The organism is Rufibacter ruber (assembly GCF_014138425.1).
GTDB lineage: Bacteria > Bacteroidota > Bacteroidia > Cytophagales > Hymenobacteraceae > Nibribacter > Nibribacter ruber_C.
This window is the reverse complement of the sequence record NZ_JACJIQ010000007.1, coordinates 19,870-37,105: the sequence shown is the minus strand read 5'-3', so window position 1 is coordinate 37,105 and position 17,236 is coordinate 19,870. Positions and strand designations below refer to the sequence as shown.

The 17,236-nt window shown below is 50.6% G+C and carries 16 protein-coding genes; 7 read left to right on the top strand and 9 right to left on the bottom strand.

The genetic code is table 11. From position 1 onward, the window contains the following. Positions 1–81 precede the first annotated feature (81 nt). Together FHS90_RS09650 and FHS90_RS09645 are read left to right on the top strand one after the other, a co-directional pair. A complete protein-coding gene (locus FHS90_RS09650) occupies positions 82–2,046 on the top strand; it encodes an AAA domain-containing protein (RefSeq protein ID WP_182512900.1) in 1,965 nt (654 codons plus the stop codon). A 254-nt stretch (positions 2,047–2,300) separates the two neighbouring features. After that, positions 2,301–2,813: an FKBP-type peptidyl-prolyl cis-trans isomerase gene (locus FHS90_RS09645; RefSeq protein WP_066831104.1), complete on the top strand. Its 513-nt coding sequence runs from the start codon at positions 2,301–2,303 to the stop codon at positions 2,811–2,813. Between the two features lie 762 nt (positions 2,814–3,575). Here the strand turns inward: FHS90_RS09645 and FHS90_RS09640 are convergent. After that, positions 3,576–4,166: an acyl carrier protein phosphodiesterase gene (locus tag FHS90_RS09640; RefSeq protein WP_182512899.1), complete on the bottom strand. Its 591-nt coding sequence runs from the start codon at positions 4,164–4,166 to the stop codon at positions 3,576–3,578. 300 nt (positions 4,167–4,466) lie between these two features. On the opposite strand from FHS90_RS09640, the gene FHS90_RS09635 reads away from it, so the two are divergent. The 4 genes from FHS90_RS09635 (at position 4,467) to FHS90_RS09620 (ending at position 9,841) form a co-directional block, all read left to right on the top strand. Continuing rightward, on the top strand, positions 4,467–4,970 hold the full coding sequence (locus FHS90_RS09635) for a pyridoxamine 5'-phosphate oxidase family protein (protein ID WP_182512898.1): 504 nt from the start codon (positions 4,467–4,469) through the stop codon (positions 4,968–4,970). Between the two features lie 129 nt (positions 4,971–5,099). Further along, positions 5,100–5,819: a spheroidene monooxygenase gene (locus FHS90_RS09630; protein ID WP_182512897.1), complete on the top strand. Its 720-nt coding sequence runs from the start codon at positions 5,100–5,102 to the stop codon at positions 5,817–5,819. Positions 5,820–6,448: 629 nt separating this feature from the next. After that, entirely contained in the window at positions 6,449–9,220 is a 2,772-nt protein-coding gene (gene leuS / locus FHS90_RS09625; RefSeq protein WP_182512896.1) for a leucine--tRNA ligase, read from the top strand. A gap of 171 nt (positions 9,221–9,391) precedes the next feature. Next, entirely contained in the window at positions 9,392–9,841 is a 450-nt protein-coding gene (locus tag FHS90_RS09620) for a CPBP family glutamic-type intramembrane protease (RefSeq protein WP_182512895.1), read from the top strand. Between the two features lie 30 nt (positions 9,842–9,871). Here FHS90_RS09620 and FHS90_RS09615 read toward each other — a convergent pair whose 3' ends face one another. The 7 genes from FHS90_RS09615 to ispG form a co-directional block, all read right to left on the bottom strand. Further along, a complete protein-coding gene (locus FHS90_RS09615; RefSeq protein WP_220483035.1) occupies positions 9,872–10,243 on the bottom strand; it encodes a GNAT family N-acetyltransferase in 372 nt (123 codons plus the stop codon). 241 nt (positions 10,244–10,484) lie between these two features. Then, on the bottom strand, positions 10,485–10,838 hold the full coding sequence (locus tag FHS90_RS09610; RefSeq protein WP_182512894.1) for an MmcQ/YjbR family DNA-binding protein: 354 nt from the start codon (positions 10,836–10,838) through the stop codon (positions 10,485–10,487). 80 nt (positions 10,839–10,918) lie between these two features. Continuing rightward, entirely contained in the window at positions 10,919–11,968 is a 1,050-nt protein-coding gene (locus FHS90_RS09605) for a DUF2167 domain-containing protein (protein ID WP_182512893.1), read from the bottom strand. A gap of 195 nt (positions 11,969–12,163) precedes the next feature. Further along, on the bottom strand, positions 12,164–12,331 hold the full coding sequence (locus FHS90_RS09600; protein ID WP_169818133.1) for a DUF6728 family protein: 168 nt from the start codon (positions 12,329–12,331) through the stop codon (positions 12,164–12,166). 7 nt (positions 12,332–12,338) lie between these two features. Further along, complete coding sequence (locus tag FHS90_RS09595; protein ID WP_220483034.1) at positions 12,339–12,941, bottom strand: HNH endonuclease; 603 nt, start codon at positions 12,939–12,941, stop codon at positions 12,339–12,341. Beyond that, entirely contained in the window at positions 12,925–13,878 is a 954-nt protein-coding gene (locus FHS90_RS09590; protein WP_066831123.1) for a DNA cytosine methyltransferase, read from the bottom strand. Before FHS90_RS09590 ends, FHS90_RS09595 begins: the two co-directional genes overlap by 17 nt. Positions 13,879–13,894: 16 nt before the next feature. Further along, a complete protein-coding gene (gene ispG / locus FHS90_RS09585) occupies positions 13,895–15,910 on the bottom strand; it encodes a (E)-4-hydroxy-3-methylbut-2-enyl-diphosphate synthase (protein WP_182512892.1) in 2,016 nt (671 codons plus the stop codon). Positions 15,911–16,213: 303 nt separating this feature from the next. On the opposite strand from ispG, the gene FHS90_RS09580 reads away from it, so the two are divergent. After that, entirely contained in the window at positions 16,214–16,696 is a 483-nt protein-coding gene (locus tag FHS90_RS09580) for a hypothetical protein (RefSeq protein ID WP_182512891.1), read from the top strand. A gap of 99 nt (positions 16,697–16,795) precedes the next feature. On the opposite strand, the gene FHS90_RS09575 is transcribed toward FHS90_RS09580, so the two are convergent. Then, positions 16,796–17,188: a hypothetical protein gene (locus FHS90_RS09575; protein WP_066831141.1), complete on the bottom strand. Its 393-nt coding sequence runs from the start codon at positions 17,186–17,188 to the stop codon at positions 16,796–16,798. Between the last annotated feature and the right edge of the window lie 48 nt (positions 17,189–17,236).

The window sequence follows — 17,236 nt, the reverse complement described above, 5'->3', positions numbered from 1 at the left end:
AGCACGTATCACGTATCAAGACTTACTTTTATAATTAAAAATCTTGCTACGAGATACGCGTTACGCGATACTATATTTAGAATGAACAAAATCTTAGATGAATTACTAGACGTTCGGGCGCTGCTCAAGCTGGAGCAGGAAGAAGAACGCAAACAATACCAACTCCGCAACGCACAGACCAGCATCACCGAGCGCAAACGCCTGGGCATCTGCTGGTATCCGGTGAATGTGACTAAGCAGGAAGTGGGCTTCGGGAATAAGATGGTGGTGGAGCTGGAGCGAACCTCTGGCCGTGACCAGCTGCACATGTTCCAGGCCGGCTCCTCGGCGGCGCTCTTCACCAACGGCGACGGCGGCACGCTCAACGGCGTGGTGCTGGAGGTGAAACGCAACAAGCTGCGCCTGGCCACCACCAAAGAAGACCTGCCTGATTGGCTGGAAGGCGGTTCCCGCCTGGGCGTGGAGCTTACCTTTGATGAGGTGAGCTACCGCGAAATGGAGTTTGCCCTCATGAAAGTGATGGAGGCCGATAAAACCCGCCTTGCCCAGTTGCGGGACATTCTGCTGGGCGCTGAACCCGCCATTTTCAGAAAGGAGAAGCCGTATGCCCCGGTTCCGGTGCTGAACAACTCGCAAAACGAGGCGGTGCGCAACATCATGCAGGCCAAAGACGTGGCCATCATTCACGGTCCTCCGGGAACCGGGAAAACCACTACGCTGGTGCAGGCTATTCTACAGACGTTGGCAGCCGGTGAGAAACGGTTACTGGTTACCGCCCCCAGCAACACGGCCGTGGATCTGCTCACTGAGAAACTGGCCGAGCAGGGTGTGAATGTCATCAGAATCGGGAATCCGTCAAGGGTGTCTGAGGTTTTGCTGGAGCACACCCTTGACGCCCAGATAATGCACCACCGCGACTACAAGATGCTCAAGAAATTGCGCAAAACCGCTGAGGAATACAAGTCTATGGCGCACCAGTTCAAGCGGAACTTTGGGCCGCAGGAACGGGCACAACGGCAGCAGCTCAAAGAGGAAAGCAAGCGGGCGCTGAACCAGGCAGATGACATTGAAGATTATATCACAGATGACCTGCTGGAGAACGTGCAAGTGATTACCTGTACGTTGGTGGGTTCGGCCAACCGCACCATTAGGCACCTGCAGTATGACACGGTGTTTATTGATGAGGCCGCCCAGGCGCTGGAACCCGCCTGCTGGATTCCCATCACCCGGGCCAACCGCGTGGTGCTGGCCGGTGACCACTACCAGTTACCACCAACGGTGAAGTCAATAGTAGCCGAGCGCGGAGGCTTTTCCCGTACCCTGTTTGAAAAATGTATTGAGCGGCAACCAGAGACGGCTGTGATGCTGAAGACCCAGTACCGCATGCATGAGCACATCATGGGCTTCTCCAACGGACAGTTTTATGGGGGGGAACTACAGGCCCATGAGAGCGTGAAAACTGCTACACTCACAGACGCCTTTCCTGCGTTTGAGCCGGGGCCGGTGGTGGAGTTTATTGACACCGCCGGGTGCGGGTTCAATGACCAGACCATTGGCGAGGGCAGCAGTACCGCCAACCCTGAGGAAGCCGATATTCTGATCAAGCACCTGGTAACGCTACTCACGCCGTATGAGCCTGCCCCCAAAGACCAGCCTTTGAACGGGAAGCCGCTCAGAATTGGCGTCATCTCCCCCTACCGGGCCCAGATCAACTACCTCACAGACCAGGTAGAGCACCAGCCCAAGTTGTCACAGCTCATGGCGCGGCGGCAGCTGAGCGTAGGTACCGTAGATTCCTTTCAGGGGCAGGAGCGGGATATCATTTACATCAGCATGGTACGCAGCAACCCAGAGGGTGAAATAGGCTTTCTGGCAGACATGCGCCGGATGAACGTGGCCATGACCAGGGCCAAGAAAAAGATGGTGATAGTAGGTGACAGCGCCACCCTGGGGCAGCATGCGTTTTACCAGAAGTTCTTAGCTTACGCTGAACAGATTGGGGCCTACCGAAGCGCCTGGGAGCTGATTTCTGAAGCCCCTCAATAAATCCTTTCGTTTTAAAACTGCGTTAGAGGCATGGTAGGGCAGTAAAGTTTACTTCCTGCCGTGCCTTTTTCCTTTCCCAGTTCTACCCGGCGCGGGGGCTTCAGGAGCCTTAAAATTGAAGTGCCGGTTTAGAAACATGAAAAATTTGTCTACTTTCATAAAAAATGAGAGTGTTTAAGACGGGAAGAGGCGCTTGATTGGAAGTTCAGCTTTCATAACCACTTGTACATCTAAACCAATTAAAACCACACCTGATGAAAATCGAAGAAAACAAAGTGGTGTCGCTCACCTACGAGCTGCGCGTAACAGATGAAGAAGGCGAAGCAACGTTGGTAGAGACCGCCGAAGAAGAAAACCCCATGGTCTTTTTATATGGTGTGAGCGGTCTGCCTGAGAAATTTGAGGAGGAGTTGGCTGGCAAGGCGGCCGGTGACACCTTTAAATTCACCGTCTCTTCTGAAGACGGTTACGGCGACCTAGATGAAAGCGCCATTGTACCCGTGCCTAAAAACGTGTTTGAGGTAGACGGCAAGATTGATGAGGAAATGGTGCAGGTGGGCAACTACATTCCCATGTCTGACAACGAAGGCAACCACATGCAGGGCCGCATTGTAAGCGTAGAGTCTGATCATGTGCTCATGGACTTCAACCACCCGCTGGCCGGCATGGACATGCACTTTGAAGGCAAGATCATTGACGTGCGGGACGCCTCTGCTGAGGAAATTGCGCACGGCCACGTACACGGCGCCGGCGGTCACCATCATTAATTAATTGGGAATTCAGAATTAGGAATTCAGAATGGAAAGAGCCAATCCTGCGGGGTTGGCTCTCTTTTTTGGTAAAGAGGCGGGTCCGTGTCGCTCACCTTTTTCTGTTTTTGGCCTGTTTTCTGAAAAGTAGGCCATAAACAGAAAGCTCAGGAAACAGCTTCCTTTATATTAGTTCTTTTCTTATCCTTTCTATGGCGCTGAAGTTACTTCCGTGACTTATAATTCCAGCAGATACTCCCCCATTGAAAGGGAACAAAGGAAGATGTTTACGCCTGTAGATACACGCATTTCAAAAATCCTGCTATTTGTTTTTAACTCTAACCAATTCTGGCGCGAGTATCTGACTCGTGACATGCAGTGCTTCGAGTCTCCAGACTCGCAAGGGAAATATTTGCAAAAAATCAGCCAGTTCTGGAATGCGTCGGTCGCTGCGGCGCAGCGAGGGGAGTCTGGAGACTCCCCGCATCCTATGGCACGAGTCTGGAGACTCACGCCAGCGAAAGGTGTTGGTTTACCCGTTATTGGGCTGTTTACCGGAAAATAGGCTAAAAACGGAATTCACACCACCGAGAAATTTTACGTATTCCGTCCCCCTTTGAAGGGGGTAGGGGGATGATTAATTGTGCAGAGTTACGCATACAGAATCCGCATTCCTGGGAATCATTTTTTCCGTTTCTATAGCTAATGCAAACAGTTCTCCAACGGCCTTTGTCATCCCCCTACCCCCTTCAAAGGGGGACGCAATGCGTAGATCAATTCCTAATTCTCAATTAAAGTAATTTGCTCCTCCACAAACGCCTGCAACTCTGGGAAGAACCGTTCAAATTCCTGCTGGTAAAAGGTATAATGCAGCTGCAGCTCCTCTCCAGCCGTTTCCATGCCTGAAACGAAGGTGGTGCGTCTGCTTAGACCGTGTAATGCCCGGGCTGCACCGGCCACTTGCGCATACCCCACAAGCCAATTCTGTTGTACCATGTAGGGCAGAAATCCCTGTACCCGCTCCGGCAGCAGCTCGGGCCTACTCAATATCAAAGCATACGCCTGTTCAGCGAAAGCCGCTAAGGAAATGGAACTGTACGCCTGGAAATTAGCCGCCAGAAAATGGTCATAGAAGATGTCTGCCACCACCCCGGCGTACTTGCTGTACTTCGGGCGGAGCCGTTCTTTGGTTTCAGCCACAATGGGGTGCGTATCTGTGAACGAGTCAATGAGCCGGTGCAGCCGAACGCCCTCTTGCACCCGCTCCGGATACAGCAACAGTTTGGCGCCGCGCACGCCATCAGCGATGAAGTTGCCCAGACGCAGGTCTTCATCGTCGCCAGACAGAAATAAATGGGCCAGGTAGTTCAATTAGGAATTAGGAATTAGGAATTAGGAATTAGGATTGTACTTCGTTCTAGGCTGATGGTTGCGCTATTGGCGGCATACGCAGTTCCTGTTTTTGGCCTGTTTTCAGGAAAGTAGCTTTAAAACGCAAACACCCGAAAAAGCTTGTGTCCTAAAAAATTAATAGATTACCATTTACAGTTTCCTCCTGAAACGTACGTTTACCAATTCCTAATTCTCCATTCCCCATTCTTAATTCCCACCAGGAACCCTGGCCCAAGATGTTCGTATTGTTCCAGTAAGAAAAAGATCCAAACACAAACTATGGAAAACGCACAAAATCAAAACCGGGGTGATGTGAAGGCCCTGATAGAGAAAATCAACGACATCAATACCGCCATGCTCAGTACCGTGGAACCGGACGGCACCATCCGTTCACGTCCCATGCGGCACTTGAAAGTAGATGAGAGCGGCGCCATCTATTTCTTTACCGGGCATCACTCCGGCAAAGCCGATGAAATCAAGAACGAAAGCCATGTGAACCTGAGCTACGCCAAACCCGGCGACCAACTGTACGTGTCGGTATCCGGTACGGCCAGCGTGTACCGCGACCAGCAGCAGATTGACGACCTCTGGAACCCGTTCATGAAAGCATGGTTCCCTGAAGGGAAAGAAGACCCCAACATCGCCATCCTGAAAGTGACCATTGACCAGGCCGAGTACTGGGATTCACCGAGCAGCGCGGTGGTACATTTATACGGTGTGGTGAAAGCCGCCATTACCGGTGAGCCGCCCCACCCCGGCGAAAACAAAAAAATCAATCTGTAGTTATACAAGAGAAAGGGAGTTCACGCTCCCTTTTTTCTTGCCCATTTGCAGGCAGCCGCCATTTGGCCGTTTTGTGTTTTTGGGCTACTTTTCAGAAAACAGCTCTAAAACAGAAACTTCATATCAACCTTGGCAACTCCCCTTTCCCCTGCGCATACCACGCTTACTTTGTTTGGTGTAAAACCCGGTCACTGGCGCTGGGGCTTGGCGCAAATGGGAACGTCGCAGCGGCCGTTGCAGAAGGTGAAAGGCTTGAACTTCTTCAAACTGTTGGGCAGCGGCCAGGGCCGAGGGTTCAGCCTTAACCCCAACTGGTACCGCTACGGTCTCCTGGCCACCTGGTCCTCCCCCGCCGCCGCCGAAGATTTTTTCCTGGGCCACCCGCTTCTGGAGGAGTACCGCCAGCATACCTTTGAGCAGTATCACCTGACCTTGCAACCGTTACAGGCGCACGGACTCTGGAGCGGACAAAACCCGTTCACCACCCAAACCCTCCCGGCTCCCGAAAACAAACCCATTGCCGTGCTCACCCGCGCCTCCATCAAACTCACCAAAGCTTTGGATTTCTGGAAGCACGTGCCGCAAGCCAGCGCCAGCCTGGACCATGCGAACGGATTATTAGCATCCATTGGCTTAGGCGAAGCTCCATTTCTGCGCCAAGCCACCTTCAGCCTCTGGAAAGACGAAGCCAGCATGAAAGAATATGCCTACCGCATGGCCGCCCACCGCGAAGTCATCAAAAACACCCGCACCCGCGGTTGGTACTCTGAGGAGTTGTTCGCCCGGTTCACGCCGCTGCACAGCGAAGGCACCTGGAATGGTGTGGATCCGTTGCAGGGGCTGGTGTAATGGGCGCAGACGCTCGCAGGTCCTCCGTACGCTACGAGGTCTTTGGGAGTCCTGAGTCCTGAGTCTTGAGTCCTGTGTTTATAAAGTAAGTTGAGGTAAGCTGGCGCGAGACTAAAGTCTCGTGACAAAGGATGATGCGAGTCTCCAGACTCGCCGGGAACCACAAACTAATAAGCAGTAAAGACACAGGAGTCTGGAGACTCCACCCACCGCAAGGCACGAGTCTGGAGACTCGCGCCAGTATTTAGGGAAAAACGAATTGCGTTTCTGGCCTCTTTTCTTCAAAACAGCCCGAAAACGGGAAAGCAGAATTTCTTCGCGCGCGAGGGCGTACGTATACACAGAAAAGCACCCATATCAGAACATTCCCCTCCTGGGAAGGAGAGTGGGTTCTACCCGTTTACCACCGCAATACCGCCCACTCAAAAGACCTCGTAGCGTGCGCAGCACCTGCGAGCGTCTGCGCCAATTGCGTTTAGAGCTTCTTTTTCTGAAATCAGGCCAAAAACAGAAAGAGAAACCACGCTCCTGTACGCGGTGAGACTCCTCCTTTTTGCAGAATTTCCCTTACTTTTGCGGTTGGCCTAGTTCGGCCCAATGAAAAGCACATTCCAACCGAAACCATACCCATGTCAGAGTACGACTACCGATCCATTGAGCAGAAGTGGCAGCGCTTCTGGAGTGATAACAAGACGTTCAAGACCGAGATTGACCCTAGCAAACCCAAGTTCTATTCGCTGGACATGTTCCCGTATCCGAGCGGGGCGGGTCTGCACGTGGGGCACCCGCTGGGCTACATCGCCTCTGACATTGTGAGCCGGTACAAGCGCCTCAAAGGCTTCAACGTGCTGCACCCCATGGGCTTTGATTCCTTCGGCTTGCCGGCCGAGCAGTATGCTATTCAGACCGGTCAGCACCCGGCCGTGACCACCAAGCAGAACATTGAGCGCTACATTGAGCAGCTGAACAACCTGGGCTTCTCCTTTGACTGGGAGCGCGAGGTGCGTACCTCAGACCCCAGTTACTACAAATGGACCCAGTGGATCTTCATGCAGCTCTTCAACAGCTGGTACAACTACAATACAGACAAAGCTGAGCCTATTGAGACGTTGGTCACCGAGTTTGCCATGCGCGGCAACACGCACGTGAACGCCGCCTGTGACGAGGACACGCCGCACGTGACCGCCGATGCCTGGGCGCGCCTCTCTGAGAAAGAGCAGCAGGACCTGTTGCTGAAATACCGCCTCACCTTCCTCTCTGAAGCTGTGGTGAATTGGTGTCCGCAGTTGGGAACCGTTCTGGCGAATGATGAGGTAAAAGATGGCGTCTCAGAGCGCGGTGGCTACCCCGTGGAGCGCAAACTTATGAAGCAGTGGATGATGCGCATCACGGCTTACGCCGAAAGACTGTTGCAGGGCCTGGACACCATTGACTGGTCTGAGCCGGTGAAGGAGATGCAACGCAACTGGATATGCAAATCAGTAGGGGCTGAACTTCGCTTCCAGCTGGACGGCCACGCCCACAAGCACATCACCGTCTTCACCACCCGCATTGACACCATTTTCGGGGTAAGCTTTGTGGTGCTGGCGCCGGAGCATGAATATGTAACCGAGATCACCACCCCGGAGCAACGCGCCGAGGTGGAGGAATACGTGACCTGGGCCAAGAACCGCTCGGAGCGCGACCGCATGTCTGATGTGAAAACCGTGACCGGCACCTTCACCGGCGCATACGCCATCAACCCTATCTCTGGCGAAAAAGTACCGGTTTGGATTGCCGATTACGTACTGGCAGGTTACGGAACCGGGGCCGTGATGGCCGTACCGGGCCACGACACCCGCGACTACGCCTTCGCCAAGAAGTTCAACCTGCCCATTCCGGAAGTGGTAGCAGGGGGGGATTTGAGCAAGGAAGCGCACGCCGCCAAAGAAGGAAAAATCATCAACTCCGGTTTCCTGAACGGGCTGGAGGTGAAAGACGCCATCAAAGCCGGTATTCAACGTGCCGAGGAACTGGGCGTGGGCAAAGCCCGTATCAACTACCGTATGCGCGATGCCGTGTTTGGTCGGCAAAGATATTGGGGGGAGCCGGTGCCGGTGTACTACAAAGACGGAATTCCGGCCTTGCTGGACGAGAGCGAGCTGCCGCTGGTGTTGCCGGAGGTAGATGCCTATCTGCCGACAGAGACCGGTGAGCCGCCCCTGGGCCGGGCACAGGACTGGAAATACCGCGGAGAATATGAGTATGAACTGAGCACCATGCCCGGTTGGGCGGGCTCCAGCTGGTACTGGTACCGCTACATGGATCCTCAGAACGACAACGCCTTCGCCAGCAAAGAAGCCATTGATTACTGGCAGAATGTGGACTTATACATTGGTGGTTCAGAGCACGCTACGGGTCACCTCCTCTACTCCCGCTTCTGGAACAAGTTCCTGTTTGACCTCGGGCTGGTGAACCAGGACGAGCCGTTTAAGAAGCTCATCAATCAGGGCATGATTCAGGGCCGGTCTAACTTTGTGTACCGCGTCAAAGATACAAACACGTTTGTGTCCTTCGGGCTGAAAGACCAGTACGAAACAACCGCTCTGCATGTGGACGTGAACATTGTGGAGAACGATGTGCTGGATGTAGAACAGTTCAAAGCCTGGAGACCAGATTTCGCCAACGCAGAATTTGTACTGGAAGACGGCAAATACCACGTGGGCGTGGAGATTGAGAAAATGTCCAAGTCCAAGCACAACGTGGTGAACCCGGACAAACTGGTAGAGGAATACGGTGCCGACACCCTGCGCATGTACGAGATGTTCCTGGGGCCGTTGGAGCAATTCAAGCCCTGGAACACCAACGGCATGGACGGCGTGTACAAGTTCCTGCGCCGCTTCTGGAAACTGTTCTTCGATGAGCAAGGCAACTGGGCGGTAACCGACGAGCAACCCACTCCCGCCGAGCTGAAGTCGCTGCACAAAACTATCAAGAAAGTGGAGGAAGACATTGAGCGCTTCTCCTTCGGGACCAGCGTGAGCCAGTTCATGATCTGCGTGAACGAGTTGTCTTCCTTGAAAACGAAAAAGCGCGCCATTCTGGAGCCGTTGACCGTGGTGCTGGCCTCCTACGCCCCGCACATCACCGAGGAACTCTGGAGCCGCTTGGGTCATACCGAGAGCATCACCTACGCCGCCTACCCAGAATGGAAAGAGGAATTCCTCTCTGAAAGTACGTTTGACTATCCTATCTCCATCAACGGGAAAGTGAAAAGTAAAATGACCTTTGACCTGAAAGCCCCTAAAGAGGAAGTAGAGACCGCCGTACTGGCGTCTGAGCAGGTGCAGAAACTCTTGGAAGGCAAACCGGTGAAGAAGGTGATTGTGGTGCCGGGCAAGATTGTGAACGTAGTAGTTTAGCGTTTTTGACCTGTTTTCACGAAAACAGGTCAAAAACGAATGTACTAAAAGAACAGCCTTAGAGGCTGTTCTTTTAGTTTACATCAGAATCAGTTTTCTTTATTGAGGTAAAGGGTAATTAGGAGGAAGAACCTAAGAGAATGTATTTCTAAATATTGCTTATTGGCCCCTATGTTTGACAAAGCAATCTGTAGGCTTAGCACTTGGCCTACTCCTTTCATCATTGGTTTCCTTTTCTTAATTAAATTCTCAGTCTTTGTTCTACTGGGGTTGCTCCTTTATGCCTTCGGGGGCAGAATCAATTTCAACACGTTTGAGGTAAGTCCTTATAGTGTCTGGAGACATGCGGTGATTCCGGCTCTTTTTGAAACTTTCTTCAGCCAGTTCCTCGTCCTGAAATATTCTCCAAGGATCGGTCTCAACAGAACCCAGGCCATTTGGCTTTCTGCCGCCATTTTCGCCCTCGCTCACTTTCAAAACCCTCTTTATATTCTTTACGAATTCCCTATAGGCATTATCTATGCACTAGGATTCTTAGTGCTTCAGGAAAGAAAGGCCAAACCTTTTCTCTGGATAGCTCTCCTGCATTTTCTGTGGAACCTGATGATGTTGGTGTTTTGATTTTCAGGAAGTTGTTAATGAATTCACCCCCTAGTATAAATCAAAGTGACAAAAGACATTATCTGAGGCCATAACCGGGAAATCAATAGGTAACTCCGCTTTAGGGAGCTGCACAAATCCTTTCTTTTCATAGAACCTGATGGCCGCCTGCAGGACATCAACAGTGCCAAGATACAGGTCCTCAATGCCATTTTCTTTGCAGTAACAGATCAATTCTTTTAACAAGAGAGCCGCAACACCATAATATTTTCCCCTAAACTCTTTTTTGACAAACATTTTCCGGATGGCACCGGCCTTTTCATTGAAACGCAAAAGGGCAATGGTCCCGCAAAGCTCTCCCTCTACGCTTGCACCCCAGAAATTCCCTCCCTTTTGGATGTAGAAGCCTTCTATATCAAGCAAATCTGGTTGGTCTGCCAGCGTGATGGGTACGCCAAACTCAAGCTGCTGGATAGGTAATATGATATCAATGATCTCTTTGGAATGTGAGTTGTCTAAGGTCTTGATGCTGAAGGCATGTCGCTAAAATTAGAGGAAAGAGACAGGCAGCCTCCACCCTATATCCCAGTGTTAGGCTTATAGGGAGGAGTTAGTTTGAGGAAGGAAACACTGATTCTTGTATAGAGCTAGCTTCAGACAGAAACTAAACCCACAACTCCACCCGCACTTTCTTCGGGAGGCACTTCACCACCAGTTCATAGGAATGGTTAATGAGCTCTGGCAGCAATCCCATGGGCAGAAAAGCTTCAGGCAGAATAGTGTTCCAGTATTTCTTGTTCATGTGGTAGCCCGGTTGGATGGCCGGGTACTGCTCCCGAAGCTCCACCGCCCTTTCCGGGTCACATTTCAGGTTCACGCCCTCGGCGTAGCTGTTCAGGCTGCACATGGCAAACATCTTCCCGGCCACTTTATAAACCAGGGTGTCTTCGCCGAAAGGCAGGGTTTCCTCTACGTGAGGCTTGGCCAGGCAGTAGTCTCTGAATTCCTCTATGTTCATGAAGGCCAAACTAATCAAAAAAGCGGCACCCGCCAAGAAAGACCGGTGCCGCTTTTAATTGAAAAATGTTATCAAAAATGTTATTTTACCTCTGAGGTTGATTTTTCTACACTTTCCACTTCGGCTACAGGTGGTGAGTATGTTTCTTCCAGCACTGACACTTCATCTTCATAACTGCTGTCCTGAACCATAGACACTGCCTCCAAGTCTTGTTCTTCTGAGGCAGCCTCTTGCCGCTTCTTCCCAAAGAAACGCTTAATTCCAGAAAACAAACCCACTAAAGCCAGTGCAATTAGCTTCCAGAATTTCAGAGCCCCTATCAAGATTACTTTGAAAAATTTAGCGATAACAGCAAAGAAACCCACTTTCGCCAGAACTTTTCCAGCAATCAACCCACCTATGCCGTAGGCGGCCACTTTGTCAACCCCGGGGTCAAAGTCTGCATACCGGTTGCCTTCATTGAATTCCACGCTGGCCAAAATGCCTGGAACATCAGCCTGAATCCCTTTGACCATACTCATGTCTCCAATGGCATTCAACTGCAGATACCCTTTGCGGCCCAATATTCTGATGTTGTAATTCAGAGTGTTCACCCCCGTTTGCTCTTCACCAAACTGAAGCTCTTTTGCCCAATGCAATTTATGGGCGGCGGCATCATAAAAAGGCGGCACCGCCCAACCAATCAACTTCACAGGCTGGTACCCCTCTGCTTCACGTGCCTCATTTTCATATTCCGTATCTGCCTGCATTTCCTCCAGCAGTTCATCATAATCAATGTCTTTGGCGTCATCGTCTTTGATGTACCCATCTTCTGAATACGTCACGTCAATAGCCCACGTGTCTGCATCTGCGGGGCCGGCGGCCACCGGAAACAGCATGCCCATGCTTTCGCTAGGCGGGTTTCCCCAAAGCTCTGTCAGGACTTGGGAGCTTTGTCTGCCATCTAAGAATTTGTACCCTTTGGGTACGGTAATTTTAGCCAGCCCCTCTTTCAGGACAATGGTGCCTGTTTGATAGTGGTAAGAGGCGTTTACGCTGTCACGCCACACTTTGAGCGAATCTGTTTCGGCTGCAGATGAGCTGAACGGTAGATAACACAGAAGAAAGACAAGAATGTAAATTTTTCTCATGTAATAAATTAATTAAAGATTAAATAAAGGAATAGTGTCTACTAAGATAAGAAAAGTAATAAAAAATCAGGAGCTGTTGAAATAAAAAAGCCGGAAAAATCCGGCCTCTTTTATTTTGTACGCAGAAAATATTGGGCAGCACTTTTGGCCTTATTTCAGAAAAACAGGCCAGAAACGCTGGCAAAACCACCTAGCCTAGCTAAGCCATCTTAAGACTAGGTAAATAAAGCCGCACAGGAACATCAGCATAGAGATTTTGTTGATGGTGTGCATGGTGCGCAAGTTGAAATTAGTCTTGCGGTTGGGGTCTTTTTTGCGGAAGAAGTAAGTGGCCACTTCCGTGAAATCAAATAGTCCTTTCATATCAGTTTTATCTGTTCGCTTCTTCAATAAGTACCTTTGCTTGTGTAGGATACTTACTTATAAGCCAATGTAATACATCAAGCTGGTCTTTTCCTGGAGCTCTTCTAATCTGCGCAATTAATTTTATTGCTTGCGGCCTGTTTAGAGTTAAGTTTGAAGCACCTTCATTACAAAGTGAGCAGATAGCTCTTAAATTGTTAGGTTCATCAGTTCCTCCCATTGATTTATCAATGATATGACCAATATGTAACCTGGTTTTCCGTCCATTGTCATTTGGATGTGGTTCCCCAGCAGCAGCCCCGCAAATTTGACAAGTAAAACCATTCCTATCTAAGACAAAAGCCCGAGTCTCTTTTGATATTCCTCTTTCAAAAGCAGGTAAAGGCTTTAAGCTTATCAAAACATACTGACCAGGTTTTAAATCACTCCTGTCATTATGGGTAACTATATTTAGGCCTTCCTCATTCCGCAGTTCCCTTACTCTTCTTGCCCACTCACTTATGCCTGCTACCTGTCTTAACGTATCAGAATCTATTACTTCACCAACACGGTTAAAGAAGAATTCTCGCAGAAGAGCTCTTGCGCCTTTACTTTCAGATTTCTTTTTCACCTTTTTCTAATGCTTCTTTTATTGAATTTCCGATAGCTCTGGCAACTGGTGGCGGAAATGCGTTTCCTACTTGTCTATAGGCTGGAGTTTTTTTTCCGATAAATTCCCAATCCTTAGGAAAACCTTGTACTAAAGCGGTCATTTTTAACGTAAGCCTTGGCAAACCGTCAAATCCATTGATGGGGGGAGATTCAGCTAGGCCGCGCCCATCAATCCCCATTTCTGCCCAAGCTTTTTTGGCTCTAGTTGGTCCTAAGTCAGCCCCACCATGTTTTTTAGAACCACCAACTAAGGTTGGAGCAATTACATTAGCTTTTTCTTTCCATTGATCAGCATTGCTCCAGCCTAATAGTGACATTTCTTCATAAAGCAATTCACCAACTGTCAAAGGTTTGTTTTCAGTTTTATTTGGCCATGTAAAATATGGAAAATATTTTTCTTTCATAGCCACCAAAATTGCCCTTGGCCTTAACTGTGATACTCCATAATCTGAAGAATTTACAAGTTTCCAATCAAAACTATAACCATGAGCCCGTAATGTACTCAAAATTTCTTTTCTATAAGTTTTGAACTTAGGACTAAGAATTCCTTTAACATTTTCTAACATGATGGCCTTTGGCTTACATTCCTCCATCAAGCGCAAGGCTTCTGGGAACAAATCCCTCTCATCAAGGTGCCCTAATTGTTTTCCAGCAATTGAAAACGGTGGACATGGAACCCCCCCGGCAAGAAGATCTACTTTCCCATTGTAAAGGGACGCATCAAACTCTTTTACATCTAAATTGATTACATTCCAATTAGGCCTGTTGTGGCGTAAAGTTTCACAGGCAAGTCTCTCAATTTCAACTAAAGCAAGATGATCAAATCCAGCTTGTTCTAAACCCAATGCTTGCCCACCAGCCCCAGCACAAATCTCTAATGATGTAAATTCTGACATGCTAATTTAAAATAATTTAATTATACGCCTCCACGCCCACCGGCTCTATCCAGTTGCCGTCTTCCCGTATCAGTTCAATCAGTTCATCTACGGCCCTTTCCTCAGGCACCGATTTCTTGATCACCTGTTGTCCGCGGTACAGCGCAATCTTGCCTTTGCCCACGCCCACGTACCCGTAATCGGCATCGGCCATCTCGCCGGGACCGTTCACAATGCAGCCCATGATGCCAATCTTCACACCTTTAAGGTGGTCGGTGCGTTTCCGGATCATGGCGGTGGTTTCCTGCAAATCAAACAAGGTGCGGCCGCAGCTGGGGCAGCTGATGTACTCAGTTTTGCTCATGCGCGTGCGGGCGGCTTGCAAAATCCCGAAGGTCAGTTTGTTCAGCCCTTCCAGCGTATAGCCCCACTCCTCTTTGCTGCGGTAGCTCAGGTCCTGGGTGCTGAGCATGACACCATCCCCGAAGCCGTCAATGAGCAATCCTCCTACGTCGGTGGCGGCGTAGAGCTGCACCTGTTCATCGGTGAGATCTTCGTAGGAACGTTTGATGATGACCGGCACGGGCTGTCCCTGGTTCATGAGCCGGATGAAGGCTTTGCGCTGCTCGGGCATGGCGTGTTCGTTCTCCGTTTCCAGAATCAGTACCACGTCTGGGCGGTTGTGCAGCGTTTCAATGAAGTCATTGGTAAGCTGCCCCAATGACACCTGCACGAAGTTGAGCTGTGGGTGCCAGGAATCTGCCATTTCAAACTGCACGGCGGTGTAGAGCGGATACCGTTCTTCTCGCTTTTCGGCTTCCAGCCAGGCGGTGTAGTCCACGATCTCTTTCAGGCCGTTGGGTAGCATAAAAGAAATAGGTGCGCTGCCAGTGTAGACGTAATCCGCGCCTTGGTCAGACATGTGGAACTTGTCCAGCACCGGTGAATAGATATGGCCTACCGGCCGAAGGTCTTCATACGTGATGTCTTCCAAACGGCTCAAGTCTGCCACTACGCGCGGCACGTTATGGCTGCCCAGGTTCAGCACCTCGCGGGTTTCGCGGCGGTGGTACTGGAACGGGTTGTACGGCAGATGGCAGATGGGTTTGATGGGCGTATGACCGGCGCGAGTAGCGTAACGGTCAATCAGCATCTTCGCCACGGGCGCTTCCAGTTCCGGCGCCTCGGTGAGAGAAACCCGCACGGTGTCGCCAAGCCCATCCTCCAGTAAGGTACCAATGCCCACCGCCGATTTCACGCGCCCGTCTTCGCCTTCGCCGGCTTCGGTTACGCCCAGGTGCAGCGGGTAGGGTTGTAATCCTTCTTCCTCCAGTTTCTGCACCAGCAAGCGGTAGGCCTGCACCATCACCTGGGTATTGCTGGCTTTCATGGACAGCACCACGTCATAGTAGTTCAGGTCTTCGCAGATGCGCAGAAACTCCAGGGCGCTTTCCACCATGCCTAGCGGGGTATCACCGTAGCGGCTCAAAATCCGGTCAGACAGGGAGCCGTGGTTCGTGCCGATGCGCATGGCGGTGCCGTACTCTTTGCAGATGTTCACCAGCGGCGTGAAGCGTTCCCGTATCCGGTCCAGCTCGGCCTGGTAGGTGGCGTCTGTATAGTCAATAACCTGAAACTTCTTTTTATCGGCGTAGTTGCCGGGGTTCACGCGCACCTTCTCCACCAGGCGGGCGGCCAGCTCGGCGGCGTTGGGCGTGAAGTGAATATCGGCAATCAAAGGAACGGAATAGCCGCGGGCGCGGAGTTCTTTCTTGATGAGACCCAGGTTTTCAGCCTCTTTCACGCTGGGCGCCGTGATGCGCACGTACTCGCAACCGGCCTCCACCATGCGTATCACCTGCTCCACTGATCCCAGCGTATCCATGGTGTCTACGGTGGTCATGGACTGTACCCGGATGGGGTTGTTTCCGCCCATGGCGAGGTCGCCTATCTTCACTTCACGGGAGAGGCGGCGGGTATAGTTGGTGAGGCTGGGGCAGTAAAGGCCTTCCAGCGAAAAAGAATCTTTGTTCAAGGGAAATGATGTTTCCATAGTACGTTAACCAATGGCCAAACCAGATTGTTCAGCGCCCGGCTTGTAAAAGTACGAGGTTTTTTTGAGGTGGCACAAGCCGTTGCTACCTGAAGATTTTCTAAGGCAGGTTAAAATTTATGCTCCAGCAACTGTCTCTGGTTTACATTATAACTGCTTCTATTAGAAGGATATCTAACGATTCAACTTAGGCTAGTTGGCAGAAAAGACGGTTAAAAGGCCCCCTTAGGCCCATAGATATAGGTAAAGCGGCAACACCTGCCTCCCATTTACGTACTATCTATACCTTAACATCATCCCATTATGTCATTACTGTTTCTTTCCCAAAGCAAACGTCAGGCGGCCGCTTTACTGCGTAAGGCAGGCATGGATAACGTACAGATAACGAATACTATTCAGATCACCCGTGAAACGGCTGAGAACTGGTTGTACCAGGAGATGGAGCAAGGAAATCTGCCGCTGGTTTTTCAGATGGTCAAAGGAGATGTACTGGAGAAAGACTCGCAGTTGCTCTTTGATGAACTGAAAGACCTGGTGGTGGCCAAATTCATTATTCGGCAGGAGATGGATTATGAAACTGCCGCTAAGACGGCCACGGTGATTCTTCCCTTCATCTTAAAAAGGATGGTGGAGCTGATGCAGAAGAACCCCAAGTTCAAACAGTGGTGGGAAAATGTAGACCTGCGCAAACACCTGCCCACCAAAGAAGTCATTAAAACCAAAATAAGGGAGGTTGGGCAGACCTTCTCCGGCAACAGTTCCTCAGACAACCGGGCTTTTGCCTGAATTTGCGTTTTAGGCCTGTTTTTGGAAAAGTAGCCCCAAAACGCAAAACCAAAGCCACCTTTACCGGGGTGGCTTTTCTGTTTAGAATAAACGGATGCGCTAAAAACTGGCCGGCGAAATTCCGCTCTCCGGTTTCCCCTCCCGTAGCTTAGGATCTTCCAGGCTGAGGTTGGCGTCTCCCCTCTCTTGCAGGCGGTCAAGGCGTTCCCCTATCCGGTCCCGCATCTCCTGGTCCTGTAGGTTGGTCTGCTGGTCTAAACCCAGTTCAGCGGGATTGCATTGCTGCTCTATCTCCTGGAGCTGAAAAACATAGGTGTCTACCCGGTTAATGGCTTCAGACACAAAGTCGGCGGCATGGTCTGTTTCTTCTGAGATGCCTTCCTTTACTTGTTCGGCCTTCCTGATCTCTTGTTGTATAAATTCGGCGGCGCTGCCGCCTTTTGCCCGGTGCTGGTCCAGCTTCCGTCTAAAGTCACTGATGTCAAAATCCATAATGGTAGTAGGTTATAAGGGGGTGACTGTAAAAAATGAGCGTACGGA

What these genes read in the sequence shown, in the direction of transcription:
- FHS90_RS09600 (WP_169818133.1), bottom strand. Translation starts at nt 12,331, where the DNA reads ATGAAAGGACTATTTGATTTCACGGAAGTGGCCACTTACTTCTTCCGC.
- ispG (WP_182512892.1), bottom strand. Translation starts at nt 15,910, where the DNA reads ATGGAAACATCATTTCCCTTGAACAAAGATTCTTTTTCGCTGGAAGGC.
- FHS90_RS09645 (WP_066831104.1), top strand. Translation starts at nt 2,301, where the DNA reads ATGAAAATCGAAGAAAACAAAGTGGTGTCGCTCACCTACGAGCTGCGC.
- FHS90_RS09590 (WP_066831123.1), bottom strand. Translation starts at nt 13,878, where the DNA reads ATGTCAGAATTTACATCATTAGAGATTTGTGCTGGGGCTGGTGGGCAA.
- FHS90_RS09650 (WP_182512900.1), top strand. Translation starts at nt 82, where the DNA reads ATGAACAAAATCTTAGATGAATTACTAGACGTTCGGGCGCTGCTCAAG.
- FHS90_RS09635 (WP_182512898.1), top strand. Translation starts at nt 4,467, where the DNA reads ATGGAAAACGCACAAAATCAAAACCGGGGTGATGTGAAGGCCCTGATA.
- FHS90_RS09605 (WP_182512893.1), bottom strand. Translation starts at nt 11,968, where the DNA reads ATGAGAAAAATTTACATTCTTGTCTTTCTTCTGTGTTATCTACCGTTC.
- FHS90_RS09620 (WP_182512895.1), top strand. Translation starts at nt 9,392, where the DNA reads ATGTTTGACAAAGCAATCTGTAGGCTTAGCACTTGGCCTACTCCTTTC.
- FHS90_RS09575 (WP_066831141.1), bottom strand. Translation starts at nt 17,188, where the DNA reads ATGGATTTTGACATCAGTGACTTTAGACGGAAGCTGGACCAGCACCGG.
- FHS90_RS09580 (WP_182512891.1), top strand. Translation starts at nt 16,214, where the DNA reads ATGTCATTACTGTTTCTTTCCCAAAGCAAACGTCAGGCGGCCGCTTTA.
- FHS90_RS09610 (WP_182512894.1), bottom strand. Translation starts at nt 10,838, where the DNA reads ATGAACATAGAGGAATTCAGAGACTACTGCCTGGCCAAGCCTCACGTA.
- leuS (WP_182512896.1), top strand. Translation starts at nt 6,449, where the DNA reads ATGTCAGAGTACGACTACCGATCCATTGAGCAGAAGTGGCAGCGCTTC.